General features: G+C 41.7%; 3 protein-coding genes and 1 rRNA gene. All 4 read right to left on the bottom strand.

What is annotated here, in order from left to right; translation table 11 throughout:
* Nucleotides 1-236 (bottom strand): 16S ribosomal RNA (locus tag H538_RS0115830); the annotation flags it as partial.
* Nucleotides 237-548: 312 nt separating this feature from the next.
* On the bottom strand, nt 549-1,631 hold the full coding sequence (locus H538_RS0115825; RefSeq protein ID WP_026678444.1) for an HD-GYP domain-containing protein: 1,083 nt from the start codon (nt 1,629-1,631) through the stop codon (nt 549-551).
* An 88-nt stretch (nt 1,632-1,719) separates the two neighbouring features.
* On the bottom strand, nt 1,720-4,203 hold the full coding sequence (gene gyrA / locus H538_RS0115820; protein WP_026678443.1) for a DNA gyrase subunit A: 2,484 nt from the start codon (nt 4,201-4,203) through the stop codon (nt 1,720-1,722).
* A gap of 61 nt (nt 4,204-4,264) precedes the next feature.
* Entirely contained in the window at nt 4,265-6,190 is a 1,926-nt protein-coding gene (gyrB, locus tag H538_RS0115815; RefSeq protein WP_026678442.1) for a DNA topoisomerase (ATP-hydrolyzing) subunit B, read from the bottom strand.
* Between the last annotated feature and the right edge of the window lie 21 nt (nt 6,191-6,211).

Genomic DNA, 6,211 nt, shown 5'->3' with positions numbered 1-6,211 from the left:
CTCATAGTGTCAGCTCAAAGCCGACTTTCAAGCGCGGAGCATGCGCTCCGCTCTATTATTCGGTATTAGCACCGATTTCTCGGTGTTATCCCCATCTATGAGGCAGGTTGCCCACGTGTTACTCACCCGTCCGCCGCTAACTTCCAGAGAGCAAGCTCTCCTTCCGTCCGCTCGACTTGCATGTATTAGGCACGCCGCCAGCGTTCGTCCTGAGCCAGGATCAAACTCTCCAATAAAGTTTGTCTTGCTCAATCATTTCAAATAAGAATTGCGGGATTTTATTTATCCCTGACTTACCTGGCTTTTGTTTAGTTTTCAAAGAACATTTTAAGATGTTTTTTGTTCCGTCGCTCGTTTTGGCGACTTTTATATCTTAGCATATCTTCAACCGCTTCGTCAACAACTTTTTTTAAGTCGAATTTCGTGTTTCAAAGCAGCTAAATAAATGTATCATCTTTCTTGACTATCGTCAATACTTTTTTCAAAAAAAGATTGTTCTTCATTTAAAAACGACTAAATTCAAATAATTTAGCCGTTTAGATAGCTTTTTAAGACAAAATCTCTTCAATGAATAAATCACGTCTGTTTTTTAATGCAATAATTTCTTGAGACGTTTTTAGCTTGATCATAGGACGTGTTGGATAGGCCTGTTCAATAAAAACAATTTCGCCTATTTCTTGATTAGTTAACTTAACTTGAGTCCCAACGGAGAAAATAGACAAACTATCAATAAGGCTATTCAATACACGATGGTCAAAACAGCCGAATTGATCATTCATCATCATTTCAAGCACTTTAAAGCCGCTTTGTTTATCCCGGTATGGCCGTTCTTCTGTCATGGCTAAATAAACGTCACTGACAGCAAGAATTTTACTGAAACTATGCAAGTGGTCGCCCTTGCTTCCCAGTGGGTAGCCGCTGCCATCTTCCCGCTCATGATGCTGTAGTACTCCAAGTAATACTGCTTCTTTTATTCCCGCTGCTTTTTTTAACATGTTATAGCCCATAATGGTATGCTGCTTTATTTCTTTCATTTCTTCAGAAGTTAAAGGGCCTTCTTTATGTAATAGGTTAGAGGACACCTTTGCCATCCCACAGTCGATTAACGCTCCTGCAAGCGCTAATTGCAAACAATCTCCCCGGGACAATTTAAGGCGCTTGCCTAAAAAAGCGCTTAATACGGCAACAGAAATCGCATGAAAATAAATATATTCCTTTTCCTTTGTATAATGATGGAGCATTAAAATGCTGCGCGGATCATCCATTCCTTTTAGAACTGCCGGAAATATGGTATTTCGGACATCAAGAATACTTACGAGAGCGCCGGCCCGCCAATTTTCAAACAGCAGCTTATATTTTTTTACCGCTTGAAGATAAATCGAAACAAAAGAATCATCCTTTATTTCATGGCTGTTTTGTTCTTCCTTTTTTCTCATTGATTCCTTTTCTCTTTTTTCCGTTTTGACCGTATCACGAAGAATATCGATCTCCTCAATAAGAAAACGATCTAAAACAGATAAATGCCTGGCAGTTAGAACCGTATGCTTATTCATGATCGGATGATTGGTCATTGAAAAAATATCCTCAGCTAATACGTCTCCTTCTTTTGCTAATGATCGTTTAATTTTCATTCCGTTATTCCCCGCTTTAAAATGTATATGTTCTATTGTACAAAGAAAAAAGAGGAAAATATATGATTATTTTCCTCTTTCAAAAAAATTATTCATTTGTTTCTTGATCATCAAATGACTCTTCTTGTAAGTCTTCCTCTTCTTCCGATTCTTTTTCCACAATGGCCACCGTTGCTACCTGGTTTCCTTCACTCATCGAAATAAGTTTCACACCCTGTGTATTACGGCCCATTGTTGATATTCCACTAATATTCATTCGGATTAAAATGCCATCAGCTGTAATAACCATTAAATCTTCTTCGTCCGTTACCGCTTTAAGTGCAACGACCGGGCCATTTTTATCTGTAATATGGCATGTTTTAATTCCTTTTCCACCGCGCGACTGAAGTCTATACTCATCCATTGGCGTACGTTTTCCGTAACCTTTTTTCGTTACAATCAGGACATCCAACGATTCATCAAGAACAGCCATGCCGATGACAAAATCATCATCGCTTAACGTAATCGCTTTTACCCCGGTTGCCGATCGGCCCATTGAACGAACGTCTGTCTCATGGTAACGGATCGCCAGTCCATGGCTTGTACCGACAATAATATCTTTCGTTCCGTCCGTCAGTTTCACCTCGATGAGTTCATCGTCTTCCCTTAAATTAATGGCAAAGAGACCGCCTTTTCGAATATTGGTAAAAGAAGAAAGAGGTGAGCGCTTTGTAATTCCTTGTTTTGTCATAAAGTTTAAATAAGAAGACTCATCAAACTCTTCAACAGGAATGACGGCGGAAATCGTCTCTTCTTTTTCAATTTGCAGCAGGTTAATAATCGGAATACCTTTAGCCGTTCGGCTCATTTCTGGCACTTCATAACCTTTTAAACGGTATACTTTCCCTTTGTTTGTAAAGAATAGGAGAGTGTTATGGGAATTCGTGGTAAAAAGATGTTCAACAAAATCATCTTCATTGGTTCCCATTCCTTGAATTCCTCTTCCGCCCCGTCGCTGTGAACGGTATGTCGATATAGGAAGACGTTTAATATACCCTTTATTCGTCAACGTAATAACAACGTTGGATCGTGGGATTAAATCTTCGTCTTCAATCGCGTTAAAGCCAACCGTTATAGTTGTCCGACGTTCGTCGCTATAACGTTCCTTTATTTCGATAAGCTCTGTTCGGATGATTTCAAGAACTTTTTCTTCATCCGCTAAAATGGCTTTTAGTTCTGCGATCAACTTAACGAGCTCATTATACTCGTTTTCGATTTTATCTCTTTCAAGTCCTGTTAAGCGCTGCAAACGCATTTCCAGAATGGCCTGTGCCTGTTCATAAGTTAATGAAAAATTCTCCATTAACCCTTCCCGGGCAATATCAGTAGTCCGAGATGAACGAATGAGAGCGATAATTTCATCAATGTGGTCAAGCGCAATTCTTAACCCTTCTAATATATGAGCCCTTGCTTCGGCTTTACGTAAATCAAATTCCGTACGGCGACGAATGACTACTTGCTGATGTTTCAAATAATGATGCAAACATTCTTTTAAATTTAGAACTTTTGGCTGTCCATCTACAAGCGCAAGCATGTTAATGCCAAAACTTGTTTGCAGTGCCGTATGCTTATACAAATTGTTTAACAGCACATTGGCATTCACATCTCGGCGCACTTCAATAACGATCCGCATTCCGTTTCGGTCTGATTCGTCACGAAGATCCGTAATTCCATCGATTTTCTTGTCCCGAACCAATTCTGCAATTTTTTCGACCAATCGCGCTTTATTCACTTGATAAGGGATTTCTGTAACAATGATGGAGCTTTTCCCATTCTCATGTTCCTCGATTTCCGCTTTTGCCCGTAAAATGATCGAGCCACGACCGGTCTGGTAGGCTTTCCTAATTCCTTCGCGGCCTAAAATTTCGCCGGCTGTAGGAAAATCGGGACCAGGAATATACTCCATCAACTCCGGAATAGATATGTCGGGATTTTTACTTAATGCAAGAATACCGTCAACTACTTCACCCAGATGATGTGGAGGAATGTTGGTTGCCATTCCAACGGCAATCCCCGTCGCCCCGTTGACAAGCAAGTTCGGAAAACGGGAAGGGAGAACGATGGGCTCCTTTTCGGAACCGTCGTAATTATCTTTGTAATCGATTGTATCTTTATTGATGTCACGAACCATTTCCATAGCAATTTTGGCCATTTTGGCTTCTGTATACCGCATTGCTGCAGCGGAGTCACCATCCACCGAACCAAAGTTTCCGTGTCCATCAACTAACATGTGGCGGAAGTTAAAATCCTGAGCCATTCGGACCATCGATTCATACACTGCCGAATCCCCATGCGGGTGATATTTACCGATAACCTCACCGACGATACGTGCTGATTTTTTATAAGCCTTATCCGCGGTCATTCCAAGCTCATTCATGGCATACAGAATACGGCGGTGCACCGGCTTTAACCCATCACGGACATCCGGCAATGCACGGCTGACGATAACACTCATTGCGTAATCGATGAATGATGTACGCATTTCCGTGCTTATACTTACTTCTTTGATCCGTGAACGATCCATTTCAGACATAGATTCTAACCTCCATTACCTCTTTAGCAAAGCGAAACAGGGAATCCCCTGTTTCCTTATTTTAAATATCTAGATTTTTAACATAGTGTGCGTTTTCCTGAATGAAATCGCGACGGGGTTCTACTTTATCCCCCATTAAAATTTCAAATGTTTCATCGGCTTCAACCGCATCTTTCAACTCGACTTGCAGAAGGGTCCTTGTTTCAGGATCCATCGTCGTTTCCCAGAGTTGGGTCGCATTCATTTCTCCAAGACCTTTATAACGTTGAAGTTGTGGCTTTGGATTTTGATTGAATGTAGTGATGATCTTCTCCAATTCCTTGTCATTGTAGGCATACTCTACCCGTTTGCCTTGCTGCACTTTATAAAGAGGAGGCTGGGCAATGTATACATAGCCATTTTCAATTAACGGCCTCATATAGCGATAGAAAAACGTAAGCAACAATGTGCGGATATGCGCTCCGTCTACATCGGCATCGGTCATAATAATAATTTTATGGTAACGGGCTTTAGAAATATCAAAGTCTTCCCCAATTCCTGTTCCAAGAGCTGTAATGATCATTCGAATCTCATTGTTGGAAAGAATTTTATCCAAACGGGCCTTTTCCACATTAATAACTTTTCCCCTGAGCGGCAGTATCGCCTGAAAATGGCGATCACGCCCTTGTTTTGCCGATCCGCCTGCGGAGTCCCCCTCAACGATGTACAACTCGGAAATTGCCGCATCTTTTGACGAGCAGTCGGCCAATTTACCAGGCAGCGACGAAACTTCTAAAGCGCTCTTTCTTCTTGTCAATTCACGCGCCTTTTTCGCGGCTACCCTTGCGCGTAAAGCCATCATTCCTTTTTCAACGATCTTTTTTGCAACTGTCGGGTTTTCAAGCATAAAGGTCGCAAAATGTTCCCCGAAAATGGACTCCGTTATCGTTCGTGCTTCACTATTGCCTAATTTTGTTTTCGTCTGGCCTTCAAATTGCGGATCGGGATGTTTAATCGAAATAATGGCCGTTAATCCTTCACGGACATCATCTCCGGTCAAGTTCGTATCACTGTCTTTAAATATGTGATGTTTCCGGCCATAATCGTTGATTACGCGGGTCAACGCCGTTTTAAAACCAGACTCGTGTGTTCCACCTTCATGAGTATTAATGTTATTCGCAAATGAATAAATATTGCTCGTGAAGCCATCATTGTATTGAAGAGCGATTTCAACCGATATTCCATCCTTTTCCCCTTCAACAAAAATTGGTTCTTCATGAAGCACTTCGCGTGACCGGTTAATATGCTCGACATATGACTTAATGCCGCCTTCATAATGGAATTCTTTTCGAACAGGTTCATCAGGGCGCTTGTCGACGGCATTAATTTTTAACCCGCGGTTTAAATAAGCCAATTCCCGAATACGGCTGGCAAGCGTGTTGAAATCATATTCAACCGTTTCCGTGAAAATTTCTGGATCCGGTGTGAAATGTGTTTTCGTTCCATGCTTCTCCGTTTCACCAATGACTTTTAAGTCGGCCACAGGTACACCGCGGCGGTATTCCTGGTAATGTACTTTGCCATCACGATAAACCGTCACTTCACACGAGCTTGAAAGGGCGTTTACTACAGAGGCACCAACTCCGTGCAGCCCTCCGGATACTTTATAGCCGCCCCCGCCGAATTTACCTCCTGCATGCAAGACAGTCATAATGACTTCAACCGCTGGCCGGCCCATTTTTTCCTGGATGCCAACCGGGATTCCTCGTCCATTGTCCTCAACTGTAATGCTATTGTCTTTTTCAACCGTAATTGTAATTTCATCACAATACCCGGCTAAAGCTTCGTCAATGGAGTTATCGACAATTTCCCATACAAGATGGTGAAGTCCTTTTACATTGGTTGATCCAATATACATCCCCGGACGTTTTCGAACGGCTTCAAGGCCTTCGAGTACCTGAATATCACTTTCATCATAATGTTGTTCTAATTGTTGTTCCGTTGTCATATTTTCCACCTACAATTCGGT

Origin of the sequence: Fictibacillus gelatini DSM 15865 (genome assembly GCF_000430745.1) — a bacterium.
GTDB lineage: Bacteria > Bacillota > Bacilli > Bacillales > Fictibacillaceae > Fictibacillus_A > Fictibacillus_A gelatini.
The sequence above is the reverse complement of the archived record's forward strand: the minus strand, read 5'-3'. Positions and strand labels throughout refer to the sequence as shown.

Bases quoted from the DNA above. Each gene is read 5' to 3' on its own strand.
- gyrA (WP_026678443.1), bottom strand. From the start codon at position 4,203: ATGTCTGAAATGGATCGTTCACGGATCAAAGAAGTAAGTATAAGCACG.
- H538_RS0115825 (WP_026678444.1), bottom strand. From the start codon at position 1,631: ATGAAAATTAAACGATCATTAGCAAAAGAAGGAGACGTATTAGCTGAG.
- gyrB (WP_026678442.1), bottom strand. From the start codon at position 6,190: ATGACAACGGAACAACAATTAGAACAACATTATGATGAAAGTGATATT.